Source organism: Aliterella sp. E5.1 (assembly GCF_057473825.1).
On sequence record NZ_JBYCCV010000170.1, the window covers coordinates 1 to 4,565 of the forward strand.

Consider the following 4,565-nt stretch of genomic DNA (forward strand, 5'->3'; position numbering starts at 1 on the left):
TCGTCGGGTAGCTACTCGTTATGAAAAACGAGCCGAAAACTACCTAGCAATGCTGATGATTGCGGCGATTCTTATCTGGTTAAAATAGCTCATTACGCTACATCCAGACTTTGCAGATACGCCCTAGTAACCAAATAATTTGGAACTGGCGACTTTCTACTCCACCGGTCGCCTGTTTATAAAGCTGCTCTAACTGAGCAATATTTGAATGCTCGGCTACCGTAATCCGTTTCGGCATAACTCATCTTTTTACTCTTCATTTTTATCATAATCGGTTATGCGGACTTGATATCATCTGTTGGATTGGATAATCATCAAAACTTGCATCACTTTCTCACCCAATATCCTTGGACAGCCCAACAGTTGCGCCAACAGCGGTTAGAGTTAATCCTCAAAGTGTTGCATGGACGCGCAATGATTTTATTGATAGATGAAACTTTTGATTGCAAGAAAGGGAAAAGTACCGATTATGTCAAACGACAATACATTGGCAATGTGGGTAAAAAGGAAAATGGCATAGTCGCGGTCACTGCCTATGGATTAGTTGCAGGAATGATTTTACTGCTGTGTTTTGAGGTGTACAAGCTGCGAGAACGACTAAAAATCACAGACGAATATCAGTCTAAACCGCAACTTGCAGCGATGATGATTCGGCAACTGCAAGCAATGGGATTTCGGTTTGAACTGGTACTAGCGGATAGCTTGTATGGTGAAAGTAAGATCAACTTCGTCAATGTCCTTGATGAGTTGAAACTGCCTTACATCTTGGCGATTCGCCCCAACCATGCCCTGTGGCTACCCCAAGACCAAGAGGTGGTTCAACAACCGTGGCAAACATTTGAGCACACGTTTAGCAATAGTACCACCGAAGTGCGCTACATGGCTGAGGTGATTTATGGCAAGCAGCACCGTAAGCAGTATTGGCTCTTGACCACAGAAGAGCGAAACCTTACCAGACAATTCAACTTCGTTTGTCATGGTCGCTGCACCTGCGGTGAAACTGAGCGAGATTGGCGACAGCTATGGATTTAGAACATGGATTGAATATGGACTCAAGCAAGCCAAAGATGCTCTTGGTTGGGCAGATTTCCGCATGATCCACTATGAGCAGATTGAGAAGTGGTAAGAGATGGTGATGACTGCCTTCCTGATGGTCAGTCTATTTGCTGAAGCATTTAATGATTCATGTCCTTTAGCTCATCAACAGTTTGTTCAACATCCCTGGTGGAACAATCAAAGCGATTGGAAACATCTGCTCAATAATTTGCGTTTAATTATCCAACCATTAATTTGTTTCAATTGGCTCAAGCGATGGTTAGAGGTTTTTCCTATCACTTCATTGCAGTTTGGCTTTGAGCGGCTCATAAGTAAGATGAATCAGTTTGTGTGTCCCATTGTCCATCTGCTCAACTTCCAATTGGAATTTTCTTCTGCTTAGAGTGATAAAAGAGGGGTAATTATTTGGATTACAACGTCATCGGTGCAATAGGTTCAATATCAGGATCTATTCCACCAACTTGATTTGTTCGCAACACCCATGCCGAGCCACCCTGCTTGATGAATGCTTCAACCGCCTCATCGCTGGTGAGACGAGGTAAGATAGTGCGCCAAGTCAGCAAACTACGGATTATGTTTTGCAGTGGATCGTCTTTTAGGGTGCTACCTAATACTTCAGCTTGATTTTTCCAGTCTGCTCGTGCTGTTCCCCAAGGTAATAGCAGACGTTTGAGGTCGAGACCTAGGCTTTCTAGCTGCTCTAACCTATGCAACTGTTCGGGATGTTGTTTTTTCCACTGCTCGACGTTTGGGTGAGAACGCATCGATCTAGCTATTTGCCTCAGCGCAGCATATAAAGCTTGATTGGCATCTTGGGTGCAGTTATTTGCAGGTCCAACAAAAGTGCCTCCTGTGCCATCGCCAATGCGATAACGAGCAGCCATAATTTCTAGTTGATGGATCAGTTGGTCTAGAGGCGACTTCTTCCAACCATCATCCGTTTCATAATCACCAGTAAACCCATCAAGTTCGACTATAGTATCGGCAACTGGGCGCAATCCGAGCCAGCCGAAAGAGCGATCGCCCATATAACGCGACCAATGCAAGCTACCTGCAATCAGTCCATCAGTATTATGAGTATAGATCTGGTGATAAACTATCTCAAAGCGCAATTCATCGGTTAATGGTTCCCGCACTACCTGGGCAATTCCATAGGCAAAGTGACCGAAATATAGCGGACTTTTTGCCTTGGGTTCCGTTTTCTTGCCACTAATTCCACCATAGACGTGAATTAGTAATGCTCGTTTGCCTTCGCGCCAAGCGATCGCACTTCTTGCTTGAATAGTCTTGTCACCCAGCACAACAGAGCTAATTTTACCTTTCTGGGCAGCTAGATTGCTCCAAGAATCTTTTTTGAGATACTTTTTGACCGATTTGCCTGCGATCGCGCGATCTGGTTCAAGTTGCAACAAGGCACGGGGCGCTATAGCCTGCACAACAAACTGTCCTGACTCATCCGGCGCACCATAGATGTACCATCCAGTTGCGTTTAAAGGAGATTTTTCAATGTTCTTGCTAGTAGATGGATAAGTATGATTGCGATTGGCGATCACAGAGGGCATTTTTACAATTTCTTCTACCCCATCAAATTGCTTTGAAGCCCGATTGAAGTGAATAACACTAAACGAGTCACTTTCTGGATTAACAGGTTGAACGAATTTTACTAATCCATAGTAACGTCCCGTAATTTGCACAGGCTCGTGAGAGATATATAGGATATGTGGTGTAGGAGAGCCGCTTTCTGCGTGCGGAGATTGTAGAATGTCGGAGTCATTGCCTTTTGGCTGCTGGGCAACAGGTTCAGGCAACATTACTATCACATCATCGTGGGGATGAGAGCCTGCTAGCGATTCCAAGGGATTAACAAGTCGCCAATGATTAATCCGAGTCGGATGAATGTTGCCCTGTTGACTGCTGTACTCAGCTTGAGCGCTAAAATGTACGTCTTTAGTTACCGATTGAACGGATGTCTGCACTTGGGGATGGTCACCAAGACGCAAGATTACGACTTGTCCAACTAGATGCTGAAACTCGGAAGGTGCATGATGTACTTCAAACAGCACTCCTTTAATAGCTTGTCGCTGGTCTTTGTCAGGCAGAATTAATCGTCCCATCCAAGGCGCGATCGCTCGATAATATTCTGGTGACACCGATTGATGGATTGGATAAAAATCTGGTCGATTGAAGGCTGCTTGCCGATACCGTTCGTAATTACTCAGTTTGCGAGGAGTTGCCCGCTCCTCGCCATCAGCCGTGCCACGTAAGATTCCTACTACCCAATCAATAGTTTGTTGCAAGTGAGTGCGACCATCGCTTAGAAACTGTTCGGGGTCCATTAATCCTCCTGGCACTTGATGTCCGACTGGACCAAGAGAAACTACGTTCACTTTCCCCAGTCGCTTGGCGCGATTCCAGTAAGATAAGAAGAAGATAGCCCAACGTCCAGGGAACATTCCCGAACCAATCCGCTCAACCATATCTTTGTCACCAACTAGATGATAGAGATGTTCTAGTTTTAAAACATTGATATTGCCACTAATCACTCCCCCAAGGGAGATAACCTCAATCGGTGCAGTCAAAGCCCGCCGCAAAAATGGTGCGGCGGCTGCTGCCATTTGTCCGCCGCCACTAAAACCAATCAGTGTAATTGGTACACCGCTATTAAGTTGGTAGCCGTGTCGGATTAGGGCTTGATACATTACTTGAGCAATTCCCAAGTTATAAATTGGTCCGTAGCGTTTGTCAGCAGAAACCGCAACGACTAAAACGTTGCGAATATTGACTAAGTAACCAAATAAGCTAGCAGGATTTTTTAGCCTAAATGAGTCAGCCAAGCGCCAAAAAAATCCTAGAGGACGGTTGCCTGTCAGTGGATTATTGCGGACTGAGTAGGGCATGATGCCTTTAATTAACAAAACGTCTTCTGGTAAGACGGGTGCTAAAGAGTCTAGAAACTCTTGAATATCTGGCAGATAGTCAAATGTAGACTGACCAATACCATCGAGATAAATTACATAGCGTGTAACAGCATTTTGTTGTGAGGTAGGGTGCGATTTTGCTCTTGAATTGGGTGTAGTGCCTAAGAAGTCTCCATACCATCCCGCCCACCAACCAAGAGCTTCTAGGGGCGCTAGGAGTGCAGCAGCTATAAGGGTGATAATACCGATCCATACTAAATTGAAGACCAGTTTAAAAATCCCGTCCAGATTTTCATACCAAGCGAACCACCAATGGCGAATTGGTGAAAGGAGGACGAGCGCTGTAAAAGTTACGCCAGATAAAATTAGTATGCCGCGCAATTCTCTAGCTATCTTACTTAACTTAAGAAGGGGATTTTTGACTGAGGTATTAGTCTGGCGATCGCTCCCTTGCATCGCTGCATTAAGCTAATAAGCACTTAAGCTGCAATATGATGGTTATTCCCTTTATTTTTGATCTTGCGATGCCATTCAATTACTAACTCGCCTTGATTTAACAGCCTATCCAGTAGTAGCTTCAATTCATCTACT

The 4,565-nt window shown here is 44.7% G+C and carries 2 protein-coding genes and 1 pseudogene; 1 reads left to right on the top strand and 2 read right to left on the bottom strand.

Going from position 1 to position 4,565, the window contains the following annotated elements; all coding sequences use genetic code 11:
- Positions 1–97: 97 nt before the first annotated feature.
- Entirely contained in the window at positions 98–238 is a 141-nt protein-coding gene (locus tag AC2VE5_RS24155; protein WP_486890174.1) for a hypothetical protein, read from the bottom strand.
- A 56-nt stretch (positions 239–294) separates the two neighbouring features.
- Here AC2VE5_RS24155 and AC2VE5_RS24160 point away from each other — a divergent pair.
- Positions 295–1,438 (top strand): annotated as a pseudogene (locus AC2VE5_RS24160) (IS701 family transposase); the annotation flags it as partial.
- Between the two features lie 28 nt (positions 1,439–1,466).
- On the opposite strand, the gene AC2VE5_RS24165 reads toward AC2VE5_RS24160, so the two are convergent.
- Positions 1,467–4,430 carry a CAAX protease gene (locus AC2VE5_RS24165; protein ID WP_486890175.1) on the bottom strand — a complete coding sequence of 988 codons (2,964 nt, stop codon included), beginning with the start codon at positions 4,428–4,430 and terminating at the stop codon, positions 1,467–1,469.
- Positions 4,431–4,565 lie beyond the last annotated feature (135 nt).